The sequence below is a fragment of the Pseudonocardia yunnanensis genome, assembly GCF_039534065.1.
Classification (GTDB): Bacteria; Actinomycetota; Actinomycetes; order Mycobacteriales; family Pseudonocardiaceae; genus Pseudonocardia; species Pseudonocardia yunnanensis.
This window is the reverse complement of the sequence record NZ_BAAAUS010000046.1, coordinates 34,513-58,246: the sequence shown is the minus strand read 5'-3', so window position 1 is coordinate 58,246 and position 23,734 is coordinate 34,513. Positions and strand designations below refer to the sequence as shown.

General features: G+C 67.8%; 20 protein-coding genes. 4 read left to right on the top strand and 16 right to left on the bottom strand.

The features are described from left to right. Positions 1 to 4 precede the first annotated feature (4 nt). From ABD743_RS35925 to ABD743_RS35895, 7 genes are all read right to left on the bottom strand, one after another. A complete protein-coding gene (locus ABD743_RS35925; RefSeq protein WP_344727793.1) occupies positions 5 to 568 on the bottom strand; it encodes a LemA family protein in 564 nt (187 codons plus the stop codon). Positions 569 to 796: 228 nt separating this feature from the next. After that, positions 797 to 1,549 (bottom strand): hypothetical protein, encoded by a 753-nt coding sequence (locus tag ABD743_RS35920; RefSeq protein WP_344727792.1) that lies wholly within the window; start codon positions 1,547 to 1,549, stop codon positions 797 to 799. Positions 1,550 to 1,580: 31 nt separating this feature from the next. Continuing rightward, the gene (locus ABD743_RS35915; protein ID WP_344727791.1) at positions 1,581 to 1,982 is read right to left on the bottom strand and encodes a Tox-REase-5 domain-containing protein; all 402 of its coding nucleotides are present in this window, start codon (positions 1,980 to 1,982) and stop codon (positions 1,581 to 1,583) included. Positions 1,983 to 2,375: 393 nt separating this feature from the next. Continuing rightward, the gene (locus ABD743_RS35910; RefSeq protein WP_344727789.1) at positions 2,376 to 3,149 is read right to left on the bottom strand and encodes an IclR family transcriptional regulator; all 774 of its coding nucleotides are present in this window, start codon (positions 3,147 to 3,149) and stop codon (positions 2,376 to 2,378) included. 57 nt (positions 3,150 to 3,206) lie between these two features. Then, the gene (locus tag ABD743_RS35905) at positions 3,207 to 4,415 is read right to left on the bottom strand and encodes an LLM class flavin-dependent oxidoreductase (RefSeq protein WP_344727788.1); all 1,209 of its coding nucleotides are present in this window, start codon (positions 4,413 to 4,415) and stop codon (positions 3,207 to 3,209) included. Between the two features lie 198 nt (positions 4,416 to 4,613). Beyond that, positions 4,614 to 6,110: an FAD-binding oxidoreductase gene (locus ABD743_RS35900; RefSeq protein WP_344727787.1), complete on the bottom strand. Its 1,497-nt coding sequence runs from the start codon at positions 6,108 to 6,110 to the stop codon at positions 4,614 to 4,616. Between the two features lie 840 nt (positions 6,111 to 6,950). Beyond that, positions 6,951 to 8,699, bottom strand: a complete 1,749-nt coding sequence (locus ABD743_RS35895; RefSeq protein WP_379659390.1) for an MFS transporter — start codon at positions 8,697 to 8,699, stop codon at positions 6,951 to 6,953. A gap of 48 nt (positions 8,700 to 8,747) precedes the next feature. Between ABD743_RS35895 and ABD743_RS35890 the strand changes: the two genes are divergently transcribed. Further along, positions 8,748 to 9,290, top strand: coding sequence for a MarR family winged helix-turn-helix transcriptional regulator (locus ABD743_RS35890; protein WP_344727785.1), 543 nt, complete (start codon positions 8,748 to 8,750; stop codon positions 9,288 to 9,290). A gap of 54 nt (positions 9,291 to 9,344) precedes the next feature. Here ABD743_RS35890 and ABD743_RS35885 read toward each other — a convergent pair whose 3' ends face one another. Then, positions 9,345 to 11,306, bottom strand: coding sequence for an FUSC family protein (locus ABD743_RS35885; RefSeq protein WP_344727784.1), 1,962 nt, complete (start codon positions 11,304 to 11,306; stop codon positions 9,345 to 9,347). A gap of 703 nt (positions 11,307 to 12,009) precedes the next feature. On the opposite strand from ABD743_RS35885, the gene ABD743_RS35880 reads away from it, so the two are divergent. Beyond that, the gene (locus tag ABD743_RS35880; protein WP_344727782.1) at positions 12,010 to 12,678 is read left to right on the top strand and encodes a M23 family metallopeptidase; all 669 of its coding nucleotides are present in this window, start codon (positions 12,010 to 12,012) and stop codon (positions 12,676 to 12,678) included. 35 nt (positions 12,679 to 12,713) lie between these two features. Here the strand turns inward: ABD743_RS35880 and ABD743_RS35875 are convergent, their stop codons facing one another. Genes ABD743_RS35875 through ABD743_RS35860 form a run of 4 tightly spaced genes read right to left on the bottom strand, consistent with a single transcriptional unit; the run spans position 12,714 to position 17,055 of the window. Continuing rightward, positions 12,714 to 13,685: a patatin-like phospholipase family protein gene (locus ABD743_RS35875; protein ID WP_344727781.1), complete on the bottom strand. Its 972-nt coding sequence runs from the start codon at positions 13,683 to 13,685 to the stop codon at positions 12,714 to 12,716. A 20-nt stretch (positions 13,686 to 13,705) separates the two neighbouring features. Beyond that, complete coding sequence (locus tag ABD743_RS35870; protein ID WP_344727780.1) at positions 13,706 to 15,154, bottom strand: NAD(P)-binding protein; 1,449 nt, start codon at positions 15,152 to 15,154, stop codon at positions 13,706 to 13,708. A 40-nt stretch (positions 15,155 to 15,194) separates the two neighbouring features. Next, on the bottom strand, positions 15,195 to 16,004 hold the full coding sequence (locus tag ABD743_RS35865; RefSeq protein WP_344727779.1) for a helix-turn-helix transcriptional regulator: 810 nt from the start codon (positions 16,002 to 16,004) through the stop codon (positions 15,195 to 15,197). A gap of 49 nt (positions 16,005 to 16,053) precedes the next feature. Next, positions 16,054 to 17,055 (bottom strand): PLP-dependent cysteine synthase family protein, encoded by a 1,002-nt coding sequence (locus tag ABD743_RS35860; protein ID WP_344727817.1) that lies wholly within the window; start codon positions 17,053 to 17,055, stop codon positions 16,054 to 16,056. Here ABD743_RS35860 and ABD743_RS35855 point away from each other — a divergent pair. Then, complete coding sequence (locus ABD743_RS35855) at positions 17,054 to 18,502, top strand: aminotransferase-like domain-containing protein (RefSeq protein WP_344727777.1); 1,449 nt, start codon at positions 17,054 to 17,056, stop codon at positions 18,500 to 18,502. The genes ABD743_RS35860 and ABD743_RS35855 overlap by 2 nt on opposite strands. Positions 18,503 to 18,510: 8 nt before the next feature. On the opposite strand, the gene ABD743_RS35850 is transcribed toward ABD743_RS35855, so the two are convergent. Both ABD743_RS35850 and ABD743_RS35845 read right to left on the bottom strand, forming a co-directional pair. After that, a complete protein-coding gene (locus ABD743_RS35850) occupies positions 18,511 to 19,773 on the bottom strand; it encodes an MFS transporter (RefSeq protein ID WP_344727776.1) in 1,263 nt (420 codons plus the stop codon). A 92-nt stretch (positions 19,774 to 19,865) separates the two neighbouring features. After that, complete coding sequence (locus ABD743_RS35845; protein WP_344727775.1) at positions 19,866 to 20,870, bottom strand: MBL fold metallo-hydrolase; 1,005 nt, start codon at positions 20,868 to 20,870, stop codon at positions 19,866 to 19,868. A 247-nt stretch (positions 20,871 to 21,117) separates the two neighbouring features. Between ABD743_RS35845 and ABD743_RS35840 the strand changes: the two genes are divergently transcribed. Further along, positions 21,118 to 21,939, top strand: a complete 822-nt coding sequence (locus ABD743_RS35840; protein WP_344727773.1) for an isocitrate lyase/PEP mutase family protein — start codon at positions 21,118 to 21,120, stop codon at positions 21,937 to 21,939. A 147-nt stretch (positions 21,940 to 22,086) separates the two neighbouring features. Here ABD743_RS35840 and ABD743_RS35835 read toward each other — a convergent pair whose 3' ends face one another. Continuing rightward, the gene (locus tag ABD743_RS35835) at positions 22,087 to 23,121 is read right to left on the bottom strand and encodes an alpha/beta fold hydrolase (protein WP_344727772.1); all 1,035 of its coding nucleotides are present in this window, start codon (positions 23,119 to 23,121) and stop codon (positions 22,087 to 22,089) included. Positions 23,122 to 23,197: 76 nt separating this feature from the next. Next, complete coding sequence (locus ABD743_RS35830; protein WP_344727771.1) at positions 23,198 to 23,689, bottom strand: PaaI family thioesterase; 492 nt, start codon at positions 23,687 to 23,689, stop codon at positions 23,198 to 23,200. Positions 23,690 to 23,734 lie beyond the last annotated feature (45 nt).

The window sequence follows — 23,734 nt, the reverse complement described above, 5'->3', positions numbered from 1 at the left end:
CGGCCTAGAACCGCACCTGGACCGGGCCGCGCTCGACGCCGGCCGGCTGGAAGAACTCCCGCTGCCAGAACCCGGTCGTCGCGGCGACGAGCGCCGTCGGGACCGTCTGCACGGCGTTGTTGTAGGTGAGAACGGCGTCGTTGTAGTACTGCCGCGCGTAAGCGATCCGGTTCTCGGTGTCGGCGAGCTCGGCCTGCAGGTCGGCGAAGTTCCGCCCGGCCCGCAGCTGCGGGTACGCCTCCGCCACCGCGATCAGCCCACGCAGCGCCCCCGACAGCACATCCTCGGCCTGTGCCTGGTGCTCGGGACCGTGGGCGCTGATCGCCGCCGCGCGCGCTACGAGGACCGAGTCGAGCGCGGCGCGCTCATGCGCCGCGTAGCCGCGGACGGTCTCGATGAGGTTGGGCACGAGGTCGTAGCGGCGCTTGAGCTGCACGTCCACCTGGGCCCAGGCGTTGTCGGTGGCGTTGCGCCCGCGGATGAGCGAGTTGTACGTGGCGACGAACCACGCGACCAGCAAGAGGGCGACCACCAGTAGGGCGGACGCGACGACGAGGACAACGTTCACAGGTGCTCCGGGAATGAGGGCCGGATGTCGGCCGCCTCGCGACGTGCGGCCTGCCCGTCACGATCACGGCACCAGCGTAGGAACCGGCGTCGTCGGGACATAGTGGACAGCCACGGAATTTACCGATCTGACGGCCCGTGGTAGGCCTGCGGAGGGCGGAGAGCCCCACCAGCGCCACCGATCTCGGTCCCGACCACCAAGCACCGACCCCGTGTTGCCGTCGGACGCTCAGCGCCGGGTCGCCTCACCCTGCCGGCCCGAATCCATTGCCCGATCGATCTCGAGGAGACCTGCAACGACGACTTCCGGTGAGAAAGCGACGGCGTGCAGATCGGCGGCGACCACAACACCTCCGGCGTACCGGTGCTGGCCGGGAATGGCGTGGAACCCGTCGGGGATCGCAACGCCGTGCGGCAGACCGGTCGGGACCAACGTGAGCGCCCCGACGTCCAGAGAGGCCCCTGCCCTACCCAACGCTCTCGACAAGGCGCGCGTGGTGATCTGTCCGCGATCAGCCTCGAGCGGATCTGCGACGCTGCACAGCAGCTCTGCAAGCCACTGTGGCGAGCGGTCCTGAAGCGGACCGCAGATGCCACCGTCGAACCGGGCCCGCACCGAGCCGACCGCTGCATGCCCACCGAGCTCCCAGCTCAGCGTGACGGCCGGGCGACCCCCTGGCAGCTCGCCGCGCAGGTCACCGACCGACGATGCACCCGAAACCAGGTCGCCGTCATCGTGTCGCTCGCGCCGCGACAGCACCAGCTCCAGCAGCGGGGGCGTCCACTCGCGGTCGCCGTCCGACCAGCGCAGAGCCGCCGTGCCGACAGCGGGCCGCTGCGCGCTCTCCACAGCGTCCATCACGCCCTCGATGGCACGCGCCGTGACGGCCCACGCGGCGGCGCGACCCGGTGGATACCGGGTGAGCACCTGCACGGTCCAGTCGTCGGCGGCCACCGCGGTTCCTCCGTCGGGGGTGCGCACCCGAATCCTTTCGAACGAGCCACGCCCATTGCTACGGATCCCAGCCGGGCATGGGCGCGAACTCTGCGGAGACCCTACCGGACAGCGCAGGTGACGCTCGGAACTCGTCCCCCAGTAGGTCCGCCACCACCGACTCGGCGCAGAGCCAGCGCACCGGCAGGCCACGGGCGGCCTCCATCTGACGCCGCGCCTGGCCGATCAGTGCCCGGAGGCCGGACCCTGCTGACCATCGGTACCAGGCATGCCAATCCTCGCTCTTCTGATCGACGAAGCAGGCGTAGTGCCCTTTGGCCTCAAGCAAGATGTCCATGTCGACGCCGTCGAACCAGATGTCCTTGCCGTCGGGGTGCCGGACGACGTACTCGAGGTTCGGCGGCCCGCCGCCGTAGGACTCCCGTACCCAGCGTTCGTACCGACGCGATGCGGCGCTCATCGACCGCTTCGGTGGCGTCCCCCACCTGCCGATGGGAAGGAGGCGGCCCTGGCCCTCTGCCGGAGCTCCTGCCACGGTCAACCGCCCGGGTTCGCCTCGTTACAGTAACATCACGGTAAGTGACCGAGGTAGCCAGCGAAGAATCACCCGGTGTCTGCAAAGCAACAGTATGTAATCAGTCAACCGACCGAACGTCGCATCCAATCGACCGTTCGTCGCACGCTGCTCTGCCAACCGGCCAACTGGTGGGCCGGGCTAGCCCGAATCCCGGCCGAACGGGCTACTCGCTCACTGCGCTCCGTCATCAACGGTGTCCACGGCTGTGCGCAGTGCGGGGTCATCAGGCCGGGCTGCGCACAGGGCGACTCCCGTGCCGCTCCACTCGAAGTCTCATCAATGCGCGAGCCGACGACACTCCCCCCGCGTCGGTAAGGCGACGATCGTGTTGAACGCCTCCCGTCGAAGCACCCGATGGATTCGACGCAGCTGCGAAGCACTGGGCTCGCCGAGGCATATTGCAGCGATGGCGAGCCGTTCGTCGGCCTGGGTCGGCTCCAGCGCGACGGAGCAGCACCATATTCCCGGGTGCACTTCGCCTTCCTCGACATGCGCTCCGTACTTCAGACCCGTCCTGATCGCGGTCTTGATCGCGGTGGAGCTCGTCGGCGTCAGTTCGGTCAGAGTGGGAATCGCTTCCTGGGGCAGCAGCCTGCGACGCTGCGCGGGAGGCAGGCTGCCGAGGAGCGCTCTCCCGCTGGCCGTCGCCCACAACGGATACGGGCTCACCACCTGAGCGATATCCGTGGCGCTCATGGTCTCCCGGTGCCGAGGCAGGTGCCACAGGACCGGTACCTGCTCGGCCCCGAGCAGCTGGCTGACGACGACGATCTCGCCGGTCTGGTCGGCGACCCTGATCGCCGGTTCCATTGCCGCGTCACGCAGCATGCGCATCCAGTTCGTCGCCAGCGGCAGCGACCGCACACCGATCGTGTACCGGCGATCGACCGTCCGGGTCGCATACCCCTGCTCAGCCAGCGTCGCCAAGACCCGTGACGCGGTGGCCGCACTGACTCCGAGATATCCGGCCAGGTCGGCGACTCGCACCGCCCGTGGTGCCGACTCGACCAGGACATCGAGCGCGGCGAATGCCCGGCGCACCGACTTCATGTCGGTTTCGCCAGAATGACCGTCTCGCGCCAGTCCTGGAGTCGGCATCTCGCACTCCTAGGCGGCCGCCGGGATCGGCCGGAACTTCGGAATCACGTTCTCGCCGAAGAGCTGAATGGTGTCGATCATCCGCCGGTGCTCGACCGAGCCGGCGCAGGCGACGAACACCAGGTACTCGAGATCGAAGGTGTCACGGAGCCGCTGGATCTGCTCGCCGACCTCGTCGGGCGTTCCGACCAGCACCATGCCCGCCGCGACCAGCTGCTCCAGCGTGCGGGGCACCGGGCCTTCCTGGCCGGGCAGACGCCACGCCTCCCAGAAGCCGAACTCACCCAGCCAGTCACCTACGAAGGCGAGATTCTGGCGGGCGCTTTCCCATGCCTCCTCGTGGGTCTCGGCGACGGCGAGCATGCGACACAGAGCAACACCGCCCTCCGGCCGGTACTCGCCGAACTTCACCGAACGGCCGTACCTCGCCGCAGAGTCGACGTAGGACTGGAAAATACCGCTGATGGTTCCTTCACCGGTGGCGAGCGTGACGATCGAGCTGCCGACCTTCGCCGACCACTCGATGCTCTCCGGACTTCTGCTGACGGTGGTGAACACGGGCGGGTGCGGCAGCTGCACGGGCTTCGGAACCGTCGCAATCTTCGCGACCTCGCCCTCGACGATGCCCGCGTCCAGCTTCTTCGACACCGCGTTCGTCCACCTGAGACCGGCCGGCGGCACCTGGATGAACTCGCCCTCGTAGGACCACAGATCCTCGCTCCACGAGCGCTGCATGATCTCGAACCACTCTTCGAAGACACGGCGGTTGCGCACGTCCGCGGCCTCCGCGCCCGCGGACGACACCCCCACGTGCTGGCCGAGCACGCCGACCGAGCGCGACTGGTAGCCGCGGCTCAGGCCCACGTCCAACCGCCCTCCGGTCAGATGGTCGGCCACGGCGATGTCCTCGGCGAGCCGAAGCGGGTTCCAGTTGGGGAGCACGAGCCCCATCTGCCCGTGCCGAAGGCGCTTCGTGTGGGCTGCGAGGTGCACGTTGAGCAACAAGGGGTTCGGGGTGACGTGATAACCCTCGACCTCGAAATGGTGCTCGGCCATCATCAGCGACGTCCATCCGGTCTCGTCGGCACAGACCGCCTGCCGGCGCAGTTCATCGACAGCCTGTCCGTACAAGCCGCGGTGCAGGCCGAGAAGGCCTGATCCGAGCGGCACTGTGTTCGGGGCTCCGAGCGAGACCGGGTAGAAAAGAGAGAACTTCATAAATGACACATCCTCGATGTAGACCTGACCTGATCGCCGGTGCGGCACCGTTATGGTCAGCCGGGTTCATTCACCGTTCAACGGGGATATTGCGCCCTGTGAAATTTCTCGTCCGTCCCTGCCGTGTAGGGCAGTGGATCTCTCGTCTGTCGGATGAGCCGGGTGTCACTATTCGTACTCGGCGAGGAAACCGGGGCATCAGGCGATCCCGTACTTTCCGGGCGCGATGACCCCCTGCGGGTCCAACGCCCCCTTGAGCAGGCCGGTGAACTTCTTCAGTTCCGGCAGCCGATCCATCGCCTGCTCCTGATAGTCGGTGGGTGTTCTGCTGATCGGGTATCCGATCCGGTCGTAAGCCTCGACCAGCGCGGCGTAGCAATCGCGCATCCGGCTGCGCTCTGCGTCGTCGGCCCGGTTGTAGACGATGATGTGCAGCGCACGCGCGGCACGCGGCCCGCACACGAACTCGACCAGGTACTCGAAGCCGTGCTCGGTCAGGATCCGCCGGGAAAGCTCCTGGTGCTGCTGCGCGATCTCGCCGTCCATCGGCGTCGCGGGGAGCAACCACGTCGCCCCGCCGCCGGGCCGCCAGTCGAGCAAGCCGAGTTCGGACTCTGTGGGCTCGCCACTGAACGTGTCGAGGTGGATCTTGAGGACAGGGTTGTGAACGATCTCCTCGTGCGAGATGTACGTCGCCTTTCCCGTGGCCTCGAACATGTCCCGCACCCGGCGCACCATCGGCTCGAGGGCATCGGCGCTCGGGCCGTAGAACGCGCCGCTCACCGTCCACGCACCTGTGCCGTGCTCACGCTCGAGCTCGCGCCGCGCGGTGTCGCTCAGTGCTCCGACGCCGGGTTCGTAGCCGGGATAGGTCGCCTCGGTGGCGAACCCGTAGGCGCCGCTCGTGACCTTGATCAGAGTGGGCACGAAATTCGTTGCCTTCAGCCCGCGGACGATGTCGATGATCTCCGGCAGGTCTCCGTCGTCCGGGAAGCTGAAGGCCCACGCGCAGATGGCCGGCGGCCGCGGCAGCAGCCAGATCGCAGCGCTCGTCACGATTCCGTAGTTCGACTGGGAGAACAGACCCTCCAGCATCGGGCCGAAGCCGGACTTGTTGATATAACGCGTCTTCGCCCCGGCAAACGTCCCGTCGCCGGTGTGCAGGATATCGCCGTCCGGAAGCACCACCTCGAGCCCGCTGAGCATGCCGAAGTGATCGAAATACGGGGTGTAGCCGGCGCCGCGGTCCAGCGCATTGCCCAGCACCCCACCATCCGGCGGACCCGACGTACCACTGATCATCAGCTTGTCGCCCCGCTCAGCCATCTCCGCCCGCAGCCGGCGAAACGTGACACCGGGCTGGATGACGGCGTAACCCAGCTTCTCGTTGACCTCGAGGACCTTGTTCATCCGCCGCCCCAGATCGAGCACGACCTGAGCGTCACGGACCGGGCTGTACTCACCGAGTCCGATGTTCTGTCCGGTACTGGTCGGCCACAGACCCACGCCATGTTGCCCGGCAAGTCGCACCACCACCTGGACGTCCTCGACCGAACTCGGCCAGATCACGCCCGCCGGCGCGCGGTCACCGCCGGGCAGGCGGTTGAACCCGTAGCGGGCGATGGCGTCATCGCTCGTGTCGACGCTGTCGGCACCGAGCTCACTCCGAACCGCATCGAAGAATTTCTCGGACATTGCGGGATTTTCCACGACAACTCCCCCGAAATCTGAATGATATCGCGGCTTCATGACGAGCATAACGGAGACGCGAGTCCGGGGAACGAACATCGTTCAGGCATTGCGGGGCCGGCCGAGCCGAGGTGGCCAGAACGTGCAGCAGGCGAACGGCCACGCCAGGTGTGGGCTCAGCCGCACCGCACCGTGCTCGAGGAGCTACCCGAGGCCCAGCCGTTGGACCGGTCGCGCGGCTGCATCGACACCCGTCGTGGTGCCGGCGAAAAAGGGGACCTGACCGGTCGCAACCTCACCGGCCACGGCGCGCAGAGCAACACGTGCTGCCTGCTCTGCGACGCCGCCGGACTACCACTGAGCGCCCTGATGTTGCCTGCCAACACCCCACGACGGCAAGGTGCCGCACCTCCGCTGGTGCCTTGCCCTAGGAACAGCCGGACACCGTGCTGGGGTTGCCGCAGTTGGCACGAGGGTTTGTGCGGACGCGGTCGCGGGCAGGCCCAGCAGCACGCCACTCACCATGTCTGCCCCAGCCACGAATCGACGCCCACGCGTCGAAGACCGTCTTTCGAAGTTCAGGGGCACACAGGCAGTGCACGCCCGGCGATCGATCCAGATACGACGATCAGGTCGTGGACGGACTCTACGCAGACGATCTCCCGTGCTCGCCGCAGTCATTCGATCGAAACCCCGGATCAACCCCACCGGGGGACGACGGACCGCACAACTCCGACACCACGGGCCGACCGAGGGCGACCATGTACTTCCACCGTCCCGTACCGGCGATCGCCGATACGGGACGCTCGCCGACGTGGGATCAACCGCTACCTTCTCGAGGCCGGATCAGCGACTGGGCGCCTGCTCAGCCGCTGCGGTCCTGGTCGCCAGTTCGACCGCCACATACCGTGTCCCCCGCGACAGGCTCGCGGCCGCGGCGATCAGGCACACCGCGATGGCAAAACCGAACGCGATGTGGAGTCCGGCCTCGAAGGGTCCGGCGATCAGGCTCGGGAAGAACGCGTTGCCGGTGAGCACTGCCGTATCGGCGGGTGGAACCTGCGCGATGACTGCTGGTCCGAGGAGGTGCTCGATGGGGTTGTAGCCGAGGAACGCGGCGAAGAGCACCGAGACCGGCGGGCTGGCCGCGATAGCGGCAGTTGCGTCAGCCGGTACGTGGTGTGCTTCAAGGCCGGTGGTCAGGGCCGAGGGCAGGGCGGCGGCCAGCCCACTGATCATGAGGGTGAAGAAGATCCCGATCGAGAACACCTGTGCGGAGTTCTGGAAGGTCGAGTTCATCCCGCCCCCGGCACCCCGGTCGCCGATCGGCAGGCTGTTCATCACCGCAGCCCTGTTCGGCGAGGCGAAGCAGCCCATCGACAGCCCGTTGAGCAGGAGGATTCCTGCGAAGGCCCAGTACGGGAAGTCGATCGGGAGCAGCTCGAGAAGGACGAAGGTGAGCGCGGCACCGAGCATCCCCCCGGTGGAGAACGGGCGGGCGCCGAACCGGTCGGAGAGCGCACCGGACAGCGGACCCGCCACGAGGAAGCCGACCGTCAGCGGGAGCATGTAGATCCCGGCCCAGAGCGGCGTCTCCTCGAACGAGTAGCCGTGCAGGGGCAGCCAGATCCCCTGCAACCAGATGATCAGCATGAACATCAGGCCTCCCCGCCCGAGCGCGGACAGGAAGGTCGACAGTGTGCCGAAGGTGAATGCCCTGATCCGGAACAGCGGGAGCCGGAACATCGGGAAGCGGACCCGCGTCTCGATCACTGCGAAGGCGAGCAGTAGCACGACTCCTGCGCCGAGTGAGCCGATCACGACAGGGCTCGTCCAGCCCATCGTGTGGCCCCCGTAGGGCTGGATGCCGCTGGTGATGCCGATCATCACCAGCACGAGTCCGACGGCGAAGGAGATGTTGCCCAGCCAGTCGATCGGCTCGCGGGAGCGGGTGCTGATATCGCGGAGTCGCATGTAGGACCAGATCGCACCGAAGAGTCCTGCCGGCACGGAGATCAGGAACACCAGCCCCCAGCTGACCGGGGCGAGTAGTCCGCCGAGCACGAGACCGATGAAGGTCCCGCTGATCCCCGCGACGTTGTTGATCCCCAACGCCAGGCCTCGTTGATCGGCGGGGAAAGCGTCGGTGAGGATCGCACCCGAGTTGCCGACCAGAAACGCCCCGCCGACGCCCTGGACGATCCGCCAGACCAGCAGCCAGATCGCGCCTGCGTCTCCGCTCATCCAGGTGATCGTGAGCATCAGGGACGCGAACGTGTAGATCGCGAAGCCGAGGTTGTACATCCGGACCCGGCCGAACAGGTCGCCGAGCCGGCCGACGCTGACCACGAGCACGCTGCTCGTGACCAGGTAGCCAAGGATCATCCACAGGAGGTAGAAGCTGTTCTCCGGCAGCAGCGGGTCGAGCTGGATGCCGCGGAAGATGTCGGGCATCGCGATCAGCATGATCGAGGAGTCGATGGTCGCGAGCAGCACGCCGACGGTCGTGTTGGTCAGGGCGACCCACTTGTAGCGGTCGTCGGTCGCGCTCTCGCTCGTCGTGGTTCCGGGGGATAGGCCACTGCGCATAGGCATAGGCATACCATTGCCTGCCGGCAAGCAATGGGACAGGGTCGACGGACGGTGGAGGCGCCCGGGCCGGGGCCTGATTGGATGGCTGCGATGGGCGAGGCAGGAACAGATGAGTCAGCGGACGTCGCTGAGCGGGCGACCTTCGACGCGGAGGCGGCAGCCCGGATGCGCCGCATGATCGGGAGGCTCGCGCGGGCGATGAACCAGTCCGCATCGAGCGAGGACCTCACGCCGGCACAGGCATCCGTGCTGGGGGTCGTCGCTGCCCGGCGCCGGATTCGGCTGTCGGCACTCGCCCGGGTCGAGGGGCTCAATCCGACCATGCTGTCACGTGTCATCGGCAGGCTGGATGAGCTCGGACTCATCGAGCGTGTGGTCGACGAACGCGACCAGCGCGCAGTTATCGCGTGCGCCACGCCCGCAGGCAAAGCCAAGAGCCAACGCATCCGGGAGCAACGCACGAGGGAACTCCTCGCAGTCATCGAGCTGTTGCCGCCCTCGACGTCGGAGATCCTGCTGGCGGCGCTGCCCGCGTTCGAAGAGCTCACTGACGCGATCCGCTCACCGGCGATGTCGGGGTTGTCGGAAGCCTAGGAACCAGTCCGAACTCCGGAGCCGTACTGATGTCAGCGGTACCGCCTCACAGCTCTACGGCTCCACAACTCCGTGTGCCCTCCGCACCGCGGCGGCCAGCGCCTCGGTCGCTCGGACGGTGTCGGCCAGCGCGTCGCCGCAACCCCTCGGCCCGGGTGCGGTGACCTGGCCGGCGGGGAGCACGCCGGTCTCTGCCGTGGTGGCGACGGAACGCATCACATCGTCGAAGTAGGCGACGTAGACGGCTGCCGCCGGGCACGCCTCGGCCTCGTCGTGTGGAGCCAGAGCTGCGAGCGTCGAGGAGTGCCGGCTCACGTCATGAATCAGACCCAGCAGCTCCCCGAGCGGTTCGTCGTCGAATGCGACGTGATGGCGCGTCGGCTCGTGGAGTGCGTGCTCGGCGGTCTCGGCGAACTCCAGCCGCGCGTCACGCGTCGCCCGTCGCTGCTCGGCGAGGTACGCGTCGTCGGCGCTCCCCGGCGCGACCCACGCCGTGACCGTCGTCGCGAGCACGCTGCCCTGTTCCCGTGCCCACGTGGCGAAGGCGGCCGGTAGCCGGTCCCGATGCCAGGTCGGCCACACCAGGAAAACCACCAGCGCGATCACGGCTCCGCCCACCGTGTCGACCACCCTGGTGAAAGCCGAGCCGCCACCCAGCAGGTAGGAGACCCAGGCCGCGATCCACATGATGAGCCACAGCTGACCGCTTCCGCGAAAGACGAGGTAGCCGGCGAGCAGCCCACACAGGATGACCGCGCGGACGAGCGGGCTCGTGGGCACCTGCGCGAGCGCCCAACCCACCAGCGCGCCGACAAGGGTTCCCGCGGTGCGTGCCACGCCTCGGCCGACCGTCTCCGCGTAGTCGGGGAAGAGCACGAGCGCGGCCGTCAGACACATCCAGAAGCCGTGCCCGGCGATGCCGATCCCGCCCCAGTCCCAGGCTGCCCGGCCCACCCACTCGGCAAGAGTCGCGGCGACCGCCAGCCGCATCGCGTGCCGGAACACGGGGCTCTCCCAGCGGAGCTGCGCACGAACGGTCGCGATCGTTCGTGCGAACGAGACGCGCAGGTCGACCAGGACGCCCGTGTGCTCGGCTCGTGCGGAATCGACCGGTGATCCTGACGCCAGGCGCCGTGCCACCACGACCGACTCCCCGAGCGGCCCGGAGCCCGGCGGTGGCCCCGGCCCGGTCGGTGGCTGAGCCGTGCGGACCGCCGTGGCGACGACCCGCAGCTGCTCGGCCGACGCCCGAAGCACCTGTTCGCCGGCGGGAAGGGCATGAAGCTCACCGGCAATTCGCTCGCCTTCGGTCAGCAGGCCGAGCAGGTCGGCGACATGTGCCTGCCTGCGTGCGGGCACGAGCGAGACAGCACGCCACGCGGCCCGGATCGGGGCGGCGTACGACCGCCGCCGGTCGATCCCGCCCGCCTTCTCCTGGGCACCCAGCGCCAAGGCGTCGTACAGGCCGGACACGGCGAGGCGCTGAGTGCCGTGGCGGGGACCGTAGGGCGGCAGGAACTGGCAGGCGGCGCTGATCGCCGCGCCCAGTCCGAGCCAGCCCACCGCCTCGCCCGCCGTCGCAACCGCCGGCACCGTCTCCGCCACGATCAGCATGACGAAGCTCGCGAAGAGCAGTCGCACACCGAGGCCGACGCTCACCGCTCGTAGCAGGCCGGATGCGAACATGCCGGCGAACAGAACGACGTAGACGGCGGGCCACACGGCATGAAGGGCCGCCCCGACAGACGCCGCGATCGTGAACATCGCCGCGCTCGCCCACGCAACGACGAACCTGTGTCGCTGATGGGGAATCAACGAACCCACCCCACCGAAGAACGCCCCCACGCACAGCAGCGTCTCGGCTAGCTCATCGCCGAGAACGAGGCCGAAGGCAGTGGCGAGGCAAATTCCGAGCGCGACCCGCAGCAGGCGGCCCCGATCCTGCAGGACCGGCCCGAAGGCAAGCCCCGCCCGGACAGCTCGACGAAGTGCATCTCGATGTGTGGTCGACGCCATCGGTGCCCATTCCCGTCGTGGCCCGCGCACCTCCTTCGCCGGCCACTAGCGGGTCCACAGCGAAGTGTGCCGTGGTGCCGGCTCCCGTGGAAGGCGGCCACGGTGGCGTCGGCGCGAGCGGTCGCAGCGCTGCCGAGCTTCCAGAGCGTCCGGCACCAGGGCCATGAGCTGGGCACCGCCCATCGCCGGTGCCTTCGAGCCGCTTGCCGATGCAACGCAGCACGTGGGCGGGCCGCCGACGCCGACTACTGTGCCCTTCTTTTCATTCGCCGGCGCAACCTTTTCACGCGATCACTTCTTTTCGCCCCGCAATATATTTTCACTCTTTCGGATCACCGGCCAACGCCAATGGCCCTCCAGCTCGAAGTAGACCGAGGACGAACTACGCAATTGTCGACTTCCAGCAGAAGATCGACATGGCCAGCACTCCTCCTATCGAGTGGAAAAGCACGTCATCATCGTCACTGAATTCCTTACCGCATTGAGAGATACGTCATGCCAATTCGATGAAACGCCTTCGTAGCGTCTCGGACGGCCCTGCTGACATCGCTGCTCACCCGGAGCGGCGGGCGCAGGGCCACCGACTGACGGGCGGGACGCGGCACGGCCGGGACAGCGACGGCCGAGCGCACTCGCTTGGCGCCGCCGGCTCCCCCTTCGACGGCCGTACGTCGGACGGTGCTCACCCCGAGGAACCGTATCCGTGCCCCTGCACATCCCCGCTCTGACCATCCGCGTCGCCGTCACGGCCACCGCCACCGCAGCGGCCGCCCTCGTCGGCGTCCTGCCGGCCTTCAACGGCTCAACCACCCACGCGACAGCACCAGCCGCCGCACCCGCAGTCCCGGTGGCCACCCCGACCCCCGTCGAGCTACCTGCGCCTCCAGTCGCGCTACTCATGCCCAGATCGGCGGTCAGCTTCGCGAGCAAGATCGTTGACACGCGCCCCGCGGAGGCCGCCAAGGCGAAGCCCCGGGCATCTGCCCGGGGCGCACTCCACATGGTCACCGGACGGGTCACATCCGGATTCGGGGGCCGCTGGGGATCGTTCCACGAGGGGCTCGACATCGCCGCCCCGATCGGCACCCCGATCCACGTCCCGCTTGCGGGCACCGTGATCAGCTCCGGTCCCGCTCGCGGCTTCGGCCTCTGGGTACGGGTTCGGCACGCGGACGGCACGATCACGGTCTACGGGCACATCAACCGCTCACTGGTGAGGGTCGGCCAGAGAGTGTCCGCCGGGCAGGAGATCGCCGAGGTCGGCAACCGCGGTCAGGCGACCGGGCCGCACCTGCACATCGAGGTCGTCACACCACGCGGCACGAAGATCAACCCGCGCCCGTGGCTCGACCAGCACAGCATCCTCTACTAGTGGCAATGAACCGCGAGTGGCAAGTCGTCACGCCCTCAACGCCGGCCTCCGTGGCTGGGTCGAGGCGTGGGACAAACCGGCTCTTCGATGCAGCCCGCCAGTTCGTTCAATGCCGCCTGCAGACCTGTTTCGACAGCTGCGCGAAGCAGGCGCGGGCGTCGCTCGGTACGGCCGATCCGCACGCTGCCGATCGGGGGGCGGATCTGCAAAGTCGCGGGGTGCGACGCCAGAAGCCGCTCTTCCTCCGCTCTCATGGCCTCGCGGCGCAGCCATGTCTCGAGGGCACCTGGTGCGCGCCGGGCGAACCATCGCGACAACACCAGCCGTTCGCCGCGGGACGGAGCTGACACGGTCTCGTCCATACGTCGAGTGCGGAGCGCAACGATGTGCGTGGCCTTCTGAGAGATCGCCGTCCGTACGGGGACCGCCTCGCTCACCCCGGCGTCGACGTACGGTCGCCCGTCGATCTCGATCGGTTCGCCTGCGAGTAGTGGCATTGCGGTCGACGCGCGGAGTGCGGCCTGCAAGCTGGGCTGGTCATGGATCTTCTCGTGCAGATCGATGGCCTGGCCGGTGAGGGCATCCGTGGCGATCGGGTGGAACTCGACGGTGCTGTCGAGGATCTCCCGGAACCCCATCGGCATGATCTCGGTGTACACGGTGTGGACGAGGAAACGCGTGTCCACGACCGGCTGCCGGCGCAGTGCGCGCCTCGGGTCGATGGTCGTCCGCATGATGGTCGGGTCCCACCACGCGTGCATGCTGCTTTCGGCGCGACCGCACAGCAGCCACGCTGCGTTCAGCGCTCCCGCGGAGCTTCCGTAGACGGCATCGAACATCGGTAGCAGCCCGAGTTGTTCGATAGCGATCGCCATGCCGCTCGAGTAGGCGCCACGAGAGCTTCCGCCTTCGACCAGTAGCACCAGGCGCGCGTCGTCGCTGCGATGTCCGGGAGTACTTCCACCTTGCTTGCGGTCACGCAGCAACTGAAGGACGGTGTCGGTCACCGTTGGAGTCTCCGTCTCGCTCACGACGTCCGGTGCAGCCGGGTGTGCTCGGTGCCGTCCAGCTCCTCGAGCAGGTGCGGGATCCTTGCCGCAGCCTCGGCCGCACTCTCGCGGAAGAGGTCACGCAGCTGACGGCGACGGGGGTCGGCGGGATCGAGCCCGCGCTCAGCGGCGGCGCTCGCGTTGAGCCGGCTCCGGGAGATCCAGCGCCTCACATCAGGGCGCTGCGCCCACTGAGCCGCGTTCGCCAGAGTGGGCTGCCACATCACGAGCCAGTCGAGCGGGACTTCCGGGTACGGCACGACCCGGCACATCTCGTTCTTCTCGTCATCATCGTCGAACCGACTTTCGATGAAGGCGGTGAGAGCTGCGCTGAAAACCGGTTGGACTCGCCGCGTCGGCAGAAGGTTGATGACACCCGGCTCGAACACCGCAGCACCTGGCGGCGGCTGGTGGAGGGCCGCCGCGCTGCAGTCGATGTAGAGCGTGTCGGGATCTGCTTCGACGATTCCGTTGTCGAGGACGACGCGGTTCGTCTCGATCGTGGAGACGTACCCGAGTCGAACGACATCCGTGATACGCCGCAGCTGCTCGAGCTCGCCCCGCGAGAGGACGGCGGCGCGGAAGACACGCGGTTCGACGTCGGGATCGAACCGCATCAGAATGCCGTACGACTCCAACAGCTCGAACAGGTTCGCAGGCGACGTCGCTTCTACGATCGCGCGGAAACCATCGATGCTCCCCTGCATCGTGAACTCGAAGTTCTCGGCGAACGGCTGCACGTGAGCGCGGTCCAGGACCCAGGGATCACGCGTCCTGATCCAGCGGACGCGCTCCGGCTCGACCCCGTTCGCCAACAGCCACAGGCATGCATCCATCCCGGTCTTGCCCGCGCCGACCACCGTGTAGCAGGGATGCCGCCTGCGCACTTCCGGCAACCTGTTGACCGGTATGAGCTGGACCTGGGACATCACGCTGTACCGCGGTCCGTGCGTCGCCGGAACCTCGGTCCGCACCTGCGTCGCGTCGACCAACTTCTTCGTCACCACAACCTCGGCCCGTGACTCACCGACCAACGACGTCACGTGATGGCTGCCGCGCAGCCCTCGCCGATATTCGCTCATCGGCAGCCATGTCACACGACCCGAGGCCAGGAACCGCTGCCGCATGACCTGGTCGTAGTAATCGAGAATCTCGGCTTTCGAAGCCAGTTCGTAGCCGCCCGCGTTCGGGCCGCTCAGGTACTTCACACCGCGGCCGAGCTCCCGTGAGCCGACACCGTAGTAGGCCGAAGGCTGGTGAAGGCGGACGAAGGGGTATGCGTCGTTCCAGTGGCCACCGGGATGGTCATGGCGGTCGACCATCACGATCCGGTGGTCGGTCTCATCCAGCAGCGTGTCGACGAACGCCATGGCGGTCGCGCCGCCCCCGATGACCAGGTAGTCGGTTTCAAACGTGCTGTCTGCCACGAAAGGGCTCTCCTTGTGACCGAGTTGGCCGAGAGACGACTTACAGAATTCCATTCAACCGCGCCTGGTGTGCGGCGGCCGTCCGGTTGTGGACCGCCAACTTGCGCATGGCCGACCGAAGGTAGGCCTTGACCGTCTCCAGGCTGAGCCCGAGCCGGGCTGCGATTTCCAGATTACTCGCGCCCACTTCCGCCAACCGGAGCACATCGATCTCCCGAGGCGCCAGAATCGGCTTCGCCCCGATACGCGTTGATCGACCAGAAAAATCCCGATGGATCCGAACCAACCGTGCCCGCAGCTCGGGATCGCTCGTGTCGCGAATGACAGCGGCGAGCTCGGCGAGCGCGCCGCGGGCCCGTTGAGCGGTTTCGCCGGGATTGCGACGGAGCCGGTTCTCCACGTCACGCTGCAGTTGGTCGGCCACCACGACGGCACTCCGAACGGTCCGGTCGTCGATGGGCCGGCTTTCGCGCACGGCCCCGTACAGAACGCTGCGGACCTCACCCCGGAGCAGCACGGGCACGGCGAAGACGGACGTCAGCCGTTCGGCCTGCACTACCTGGTCGTACTCGTGGGTGATCGCCATCGTGGTGGCGTAGTCATTCACGCGCAAAGGGGCGCGACGGCGCAACACGCATCCCCCGAGGCCCTTTCCTGGTTTCACGACGAGTCCGCGCAACGAGTCCCCGAAAGTGCCCATGAGGCGATCGAGGACAAGCTGTACACCATCGGCTCCGTGGCGGGTGGCGCCACCGAGGACGACCGGTACACCGGTCACCTTCCGCAGCCGCTCCAGCCGCTCGGGTAGCAGTTCGGCGATCAACTGCTGGGCCGCGAAGCCATTATCCATCTACTCCTCCCATCGCATGTGAAATTCCCGCCACTGGGCGGTCTCGTCGCTACTCCCACAGGTCCGTGGACAGGTACTTCAGGCCGGAGTCGGGAATGACCAGCGCGATGGTGGCGCCGGACAAGTCGTTTCGCAGCAGGCTCAGGGCCGCGGCGACATTGGCACCCGCGGAGAAGCCGGCGAAGATGCCTTCACGCATGGCGAGCAGGCGAGCGGTCGATCGTGCGTCATCACCGGTGACCTGCACGTACCCGTCAAGGCAAACATCACGCAGGTGCGTGAGGTCGGACCGGGCGAAACCACCGCCCTGGATCGGGTGGTTGGGCTGGGAAGCGGCTTTCCCGGCAAGAGCCGCGGCGCCCTCCGGCTCGACGGCGAGACACGTGATGGACGGCGCGCGTTCCTTGAGAGCGCGTGTCACGCCCGCCAGGCACCCGCCGGTCCCGACGAAGTCGAGGAAGGCATCGATCCTGCCACCCGTCTGTTCCCAGATCTCCGGTCCCGTGCCTCTGTAGTGGGCGTCCACATTGCTGCGGTTCTCGAACTGGTCGGAGCGGAACGCGCCACGGTCGTCGGCGATTCTTCGGGCCTCCTGTTCGACCAGTTCGAGGTCGCCTCCCGATACACGGCCGGGGACGGAATCCGGCAACTGGTCCACGAGAACGACCTCGGCCCCCAGCGCGGCGATCATTCGCACCCGCTCGGCAGAGTTGCCCTTCGACAGCACCGCCACGAACGGATGGCCGGTGACCGCGCAGGCGATCGCGAGTCCCGCTCCGGTGTTTCCGCTGGTGAGTTCGACCACGGGCTGACCGGGCCGAAGCAGGCCGGCCCGCTCGGCGTCCTGCACGATCCACTTGGCTACTCGATCCTTCTTGGACCCGCCGGGATTGAGGTATTCCAGCTTGGCCAGAACCGTCCCCTCCACACCGGCCGTGAGACGGTCCAGCCTGACCATCGGAGTCGAGCCGATCGCATCGATCACAGACGGCAGGACCGCGCCGCCGACCGCTACCGACGGCATCGCAGTAGCGCTACTATCGCACCTCATGTCCAACGGTAGCAGCTCGCGAAACGTCGCCGATTCTCTGCGAAGTGAGCTTCAGCGCTACTTGCCAGGACAGAAGCTGCCGTCGAGCCGGGCTCTCGTTGAACGCTTCGGGGTCAGCCCGGTCACCGTCTCGCAGGCGTTGGCCACGCTTGTCGCCGAGGGACTGGTGACCACCCGACCGGGCGCCGGCGCCTACCGCGCGCACCACAGCACGGAAGAGATCAGAACCGTCGACACGTCCTGGCAGCAGGTCGCACTCACCGCCGAAGACCAGCGAGCAGGCGAGCCCGCATCGCGGATCGTCGACGCCACCGGCATCAGCACCAATCTCGCGGTCCCGCCTCCGAACGTCATCGCCTTCAACGGCGCCTACCTGCACCCCTCGCTCCAACCCGAACAGGCCATCGGCGCTGCGTTCGCTCGGGCCGCCCGCCGCCCCGGCGCCTGGCAGCGGCCCCCGCTGGAAGGCCTGACCGCGCTGCGCGCCTGGTTCGCTCGCGAAGTCGGCGGTGGCATCACCCCCGCCGAAGTGCTCATCACGGCGGGTGGCCAGACCGCGCTGACCACCGCACTGCACGCCCTCACCCCGCCGGGCTCACCGGTGCTCGTGGAGTCACCTACCTACCCGGGAGTGCTGGCCGCCGCCCGAGCCGCGGGGCTGCGCCTCGTGCCGGTACCCATGGACGACGACGGCGTGCGCCTCGACCTCCTGCACGACGCCCTCGCCGCCACCAACGCCCGGGTCTTCTACTGCCAACCGCTCTTCCACAACCCGACCGGCGCCGTCCTCGCCCACGACCGCCGCCGCCAGGTCATCGAGATCGCGCACGCCGCAAACGCCTTCGTCATCGAGGACGACTTCGCGCGCCGCGTCGGTCACGGCGGCCCACTCCCACCACCCCTGGTCGCCGACGATCCCTACGGCACCGTCGTCCACGTCAGCTCACTGACGAAACCCACCTCACCGAGCTTCCGCATCGCCGCGATGGTCGCTCGCGGCCCGGTGATGGAACGCCTGCGCGCGATCCAGGTTGTCGGCAGCTTCTTCGTGCCCCGCCCGATCCAGGAGGCCACCCTCGACCTCGTCGGCTCTCCCGCCTGGTCACGTCATCTACGCACCATCGCTGCCGGCCTCCGTGACCGCCGCGACGCCATGGTCACCGCGCTCCACCGCGAGTTGCCCGGCCTCGCTGCTTCGGTCCGCGCCCCTACCGGCGGCCACTACCTGTGGCTCCGCCTCCCCGGCGGCACCGACGAGACTGCCCTTGCGGCCGCGTCCCTCCGTGCCGGCGTTGCTGTGTCGCCCGGCCGCGCCTACTTCGCCGCCGAGGCCTCAGCCCCGCACCTGCGCCTCGGCTTCGCCGACACCGCCGGCACCGACGAGGTCGTCGAGGGCGTACACCGCCTCGCCGTCGCCTGCGCCGAGACGGACGTCACGGCCGCCTGATCGAGAACTCAGCCTTCGCGTCCGCCGACGGGCCGAACCACCTCCGCACGTTCTCCAGCTTCTCGTGACGAGACTCCGGGCTGCTCGCTCCTGCGGACCATGATTCGCCGGACAGGCCTGCCACCGAGCATCATGACCGGAATGGTGGCCAACGCTACGAATGCCGCGACCCCGAGCCATCGCGCGTACGCGACCCCGCCCGCGAGCGCGGCGACCAGATAGGGCGCCCCGAACCCGAGATAGGCCAATGCGTAGAAGATGCTCACCAGCCCGGCGAACTCGTGCCGCTCGGCGAGCAGTTCAACCCTGGCCAGGCCGGTGACCATCAAGACGCCGTAGCCCGCGCCGAGGACTACTGCCGTCGCCACGATCAGCGGTATGTCGGGCCGCCAGGCCACCACTGCCGCGCCGGCCAGGCCGAGTGACGCGAGGAGTAGGCCGGCCACCGGCGCGTGGAGGTGGCCGGCCTGAGCGAGCCGCCGCGCGATCGGTTGAACGAGCGCACCGAGGGGCAGCGTCAGCCCACCGAGCAGACCGCTGAATGCGACCGGAGCGCTGATGGGGCCCCCCGAATGGTTGGCCAGCAGTGCGGGAAGCGTGGCGATGCTGATCGCGACGGTCCCGAAGACCCATGGTGCCCACGGAACCACGCCGAGCAGGAAGTGACGCGAGACGGCAGGACGCGGAACCCACCGACTGCGCTCGGTTCGCCTGCTGGCGGGTGCGGTCTCCGGCACGCGCCAGGCCAGGATGATGACACCGGCCATGAGAGCGAGGTGCACGACATAGGACACCTCGGTCGGCAGCGGGAGCCACTGGGCGAGGGCACCCGCCAGAAGTGGTCCGACACCGAAGCCCAGGGAGAGCGCGGCCGCCGAACGCCGGGCTCCCAGGCCGGGGGCGGAGAGCTCTGACACCCAGGCAGTGCCCGCGCTGCACGCCGCTCCGGAGGCCATCCCGGCCAGTAGTCGGCCGACATAGAGCAATGGCCACCAGACCGGGCCGATCATCAGGACCACCGAGGCGAGTACCGAGACCAGCGTGGCCGGCCGTAGCACCGCGCGACGCCCGTACCGGTCAGCGGCTCGCCCGCTGAGGATGAGTGCCGGAACCAGGCCGACTGCGTAGATCCCGAAAATGCCCGTGATCGCCGAGTCCGGCAGCTTCAGCTCGGATCGGTAGACCAGCAGCAGCGGTGTGAAGTGGTTCGCACCCCACGCAATACCGAACAGTGCTGCGGCCACTCGAATCCAGGCTGTCCGTCGTTGCACGGACTCGTCCACAGTAAAACTCCCAAGGGATGTCTCATGATTGTCTTCGGGCTCGATGCCGGCAGAAATTCGTCTCGTGAATACCGTGAGAGTCAGGACAGCTGCACGGGTTTCGCCGGCCTCGGTTGTGCCGCCGGCCACGCGCTGGGCAGCGGCACCTGAAGTGATTCGGGCGCAACCGGGGTGTGCTCACTTGCGGCGTGGAGTCGTTCGTCCCGCTGGACGATGGAGCCGGCACGCAGCATTGTGTCGATCAGTTCGGCGGCGAATGCCTCGGGAGACCTGTTCAACAGCCGCGCCGCGTCTGTGAGCCAAGCCCGGCAGTGGAGGTACGGCTCCACCGTGTCGACCGGGATGCCTCCCCGGATCATCAGGGCGTACGCGAAGACCCGCCGCGCGCCGTACCACACCGCACCGTCGGGATCATCGACGAGGCGCTGGGCGCGGCGTAGCGCGTTGGCGAGCGCCGCGCCGGTGTCAGCCGGAATCGGCCCGTGTGAAGGCAGCAGTACTCGCGGTGCGAGGTCGACCAGGTGCTGAAGGGAGGCGAGCGCGGTGGTCGTCGCATCAGGGCCGTCGAGGGCCAGGTTCACCCAGCCGACGTCGTAGTCGGACAGCGCGTCTCCGACCGCGAGCAGCCGCTCCTCGGGCTGCCAGAGCGCCAGGTGGCCGGGGGTGTGCCCGGGCGTGCGGACGACCTCCCAATCGGCGTCGCCGAGCCGGAGCACCCGACCGTCGTCGAGCGGCTCGTCGACGATGTACGGGGCGACGGGTTGGTCGAGGTACTCCATCTGGCAGCAGCCGGGATCACGTCGGGCGAGCGCCACCGCGTCCGGCGCGCTGGCGGCGATCCCGGCACCGGCTGCCTGCAGCAGCGCGTTCCCCCCGACGTGGTCGCAATGCCAGTGCGTGTTCACGACGAGATGGAGCTGCCCGGTGTGCGCTCGTACCCACTCCGCGGTCTCCACCGCATGACCGACGAAACCACTGTCCACAAGAGCCGGTTGCCGCCCCTGCAGGAGGAGCAGGTTGGCGTCCGGGAACGGCCGCTGCTGCCAGGTCAGCCAAGATGGAAGTCGCTCGGTGTCGAGAGACAAGGATCCTCCTAACGGGGATTCCCGTCGGCACAGATCACGGGGAATTTGGCCGCGCTTCAGCGCGCGCCGGCGCCGGAGTCGGCTGCGGCGCCCGACCCGTGACGCCATTATCGCAAACCAGCACCTGCCGATCAATGCAGTTACCCTCATTCAAGGGTAGCGCCGAGACCGTCGACGGCCGCATAATCGTCAATTATCGAACCGAGACACACCAATCCTGAACGACACCGAGCTTAGGGAAGCCGTCATGCGTGGCTCCGAAACCTACGAGCATTTTCTCGCCCTGCACACCCGTGCCGAGGGCCTCGTCATGCCGAACGCCTGGGACGGGCTCTCCGCCCTGCTGCTGGCCGACGCAGGCTTCGAGGCGATCGGCACGTCATCGGCCGCCCTCGCTGCCACGTTGGGACGTCTCGACGGGTGTCACGCGGTCAGTCGGGAGGAGCATCTCGAACACGCGAAGCTCCTCGGACGACTCACCGGTCTGCCCATCAACGGTGACTTCGAGGACGGCTACGGGCAGACCAGTCACGACGTGGCCGCCACGGTCGAGGCTGCCATCGATGCCGGGCTGGCCGGAATCGGCATCGAGGACACCACGGGCGACCCCCAGGAACCGATCCGGCCGTTCGACGAGGCGGTGGACCGGATCCGACACGCCGTCACCGCGGCCAATGGCCGCATCGTTGTCACCGGCCGAACCGACAACTTCATCCAGGGACGTCCCGACCTGGATGACAGCATCCGACGCCTGACAGCCTTCGCCGAAGCCGGGGCAGACGTGCTGTACGCCCCCCGTCCCCCTGACCTCGCAGCAGTGCAAGCAATCGTCAGGGCGGTGGCCCCCAAGCCGGTCAATGTCGTGGTCTCTCCCGCGGACAAGACGCTGTCCGTGGCCGAGCTACAGCAGGCCGGGGTCAAGCGGATCAGTCTCGGCTCCGCGCTCTACACCCATGTGATGGCAGCCCTCGACACGGCCGCTGCCGCGCTCATCGCCGGCGACATCGCCTCGGCGACCACCGGCATGAACTTCAGATCCCGTCGCCTGCTGCGCCAGGCCAAGGCCTGACCGACCGGACGAGCAACGCCCACACCGAGCCCCGCCGCTCCCCACGAAGAAATCCCCCGACCCGAGTGTCTTCCTGCCTCGGGTCGGGGGATTTCACGTAATGAGCGACCGGGACAGTACGTTCCAGGCCGCTCGGAACGGGTCCCGTCAGAAGTGGTCGACGTCGATGACGGCCTGCGCGAAGGCCTGCGGCGCCTCTTGCGGGACGTTGTGCCCGATGCCCGTGAAGATTCGGTGCTCGTACCGTCCCGTGAACTTGTCACGGTAGGCGTTCCCGTCCGCAGTCGCACCGTCGAAATCACTGCCGATGGTGATCGTCGGCACGGCGATGGCCGGAGCCATGGCGAGCTTCTCCTCGTAGACGTCGTACTGCGGTTCGCCAGGGGCGAGGCTCATCCGCCAGCGGTAGTTGTGGATGACGATGTCGACGTGGTCCGGGTTACTGAAAGACGCCGCTGTGCGCTCGTAGGTGGCGTCGTCGAAGTTCCAGTTGGGTGACACGATCTTCCAGATGAGCTTGTTGAAATCGTGGCGGTTCTGGCCGTAGCCGAGGACGCCGCGTTGCGTGGCGAAGTAGTACTGGTACCACCAGCCGTATTCGGCTGCCGGGCCCAGCGGTTGCAGGTTCGCCTTGAGGTCGTTGATCCCGTAACCGCTCACCGCGACGAGTGCCTTGGCCCGTTCCGGCCACAGGGCCCCGATGATGCCCGCCGTCCGCACGCCCCAATCGAATCCACCGAGGATCGCTTTGTCGATTTCGAGGGCGTCCATCAGCGCGATGACGTCGAGGGCCACCGCCGATTGTTGCGCGTTCCGGACCGTGTCCTTCGAGAGGAAGGTCGTCGGACCGAATCCGCGCAGATACGGGATGACGACCCGGTATCCGGCCGCCTCGAGCAACGGGCCGACATCCACGTAACTGTGGGGGTCGTAGGGCCAGCCGTGGAGCAGCACCACCGCCGGACCGGTGGCCGGTCCGAACTCGACGTATCCGATGCTGAGGACACCTGCCCGGATCTGTTTGACAGGGCTGAGCGAGGTGTTCTTCCCGGAACCCGACCTGAGGTCGTTCGTGGGAGGCGGGGCGGGCGACAGGGCAGCCTGTTGCGATGAACAGCCGGCCAGCGATGTGGCTGCCAGCGTCGCGGCGAAGGCCTGGGTGAATCGTCTCCTACTGATCATCGAAAAGCTCTCCCGGCTGTGCACGACAACGTTTGCTGCCGCAGCGATCGTCGTGCGGTCGTCCTGCGCCGTCCGGTCATGCGTCGGGTGGGAAGATCATGCAGGAGCTGGTCGCGTGCGCGAGCAGTCGATCCGCCGGATCCCGCAGCTCGGCCTGGGCCAGGGCGGTGCGACGTCCGCGGTTGATGAGGGTGCCGATGGCCCGGATCGGGCCGGTGTCCGCGGTGATCGGCCGCAGGTAGTGCACCGAGAGGTCAAGGGTGGTGTAGCCGGTACCAGCGGGCACCGTGGAGTGCACGGCGCTGCCGGCTGCGCTCTCGAGCATCGTGGCGGCGAATCCGCCGTGCACGAAACCGATCGGGTTGTACAGGTGTTCCGCGGGCACGCCCACGTACACCGCATGTCCGTGATCGACCTCGGTGAGCGCGTAGCCGAGGGTGGCGAAGATCGGTGTCGGCCCCTGCTCACCAGAAGCTAGTTGGCGGGAGAAGACGAGCCCGTCCGTATTCTGCGCAGCCGTCGCCAGTTCCACCGGGTCCGCCCAGCCGTGCGTCCGCGTGCGATCCATGATCCATCCTTCCGAGTCGTATTGCCCCAGGCAGTGGCTGTCGTG

Excerpts from the sequence above, each read along its gene's own strand:
- ABD743_RS35915 (WP_344727791.1), bottom strand. The coding sequence starts at position 1,982 with ATGAGCGCCGCATCGCGTCGGTACGAACGCTGGGTACGGGAGTCCTAC.
- ABD743_RS35910 (WP_344727789.1), bottom strand. The coding sequence starts at position 3,149 with ATGAAGTCGGTGCGCCGGGCATTCGCCGCGCTCGATGTCCTGGTCGAG.
- ABD743_RS35905 (WP_344727788.1), bottom strand. The coding sequence starts at position 4,415 with ATGAAGTTCTCTCTTTTCTACCCGGTCTCGCTCGGAGCCCCGAACACA.
- ABD743_RS35900 (WP_344727787.1), bottom strand. The coding sequence starts at position 6,110 with ATGTCCGAGAAATTCTTCGATGCGGTTCGGAGTGAGCTCGGTGCCGAC.
- ABD743_RS35895 (WP_379659390.1), bottom strand. The coding sequence starts at position 8,699 with ATGCCTATGCGCAGTGGCCTATCCCCCGGAACCACGACGAGCGAGAGC.
- ABD743_RS35885 (WP_344727784.1), bottom strand. The coding sequence starts at position 11,306 with ATGGCGTCGACCACACATCGAGATGCACTTCGTCGAGCTGTCCGGGCG.
- ABD743_RS35865 (WP_344727779.1), bottom strand. The coding sequence starts at position 16,004 with ATGGATAATGGCTTCGCGGCCCAGCAGTTGATCGCCGAACTGCTACCC.
- ABD743_RS35855 (WP_344727777.1), top strand. The coding sequence starts at position 17,054 with ATGTCCAACGGTAGCAGCTCGCGAAACGTCGCCGATTCTCTGCGAAGT.
- ABD743_RS35860 (WP_344727817.1), bottom strand. The coding sequence starts at position 17,055 with ATGAGGTGCGATAGTAGCGCTACTGCGATGCCGTCGGTAGCGGTCGGC.
- ABD743_RS35840 (WP_344727773.1), top strand. The coding sequence starts at position 21,118 with ATGCGTGGCTCCGAAACCTACGAGCATTTTCTCGCCCTGCACACCCGT.
- ABD743_RS35835 (WP_344727772.1), bottom strand. The coding sequence starts at position 23,121 with ATGATCAGTAGGAGACGATTCACCCAGGCCTTCGCCGCGACGCTGGCA.
- ABD743_RS35830 (WP_344727771.1), bottom strand. The coding sequence starts at position 23,689 with ATGGATCGCACGCGGACGCACGGCTGGGCGGACCCGGTGGAACTGGCG.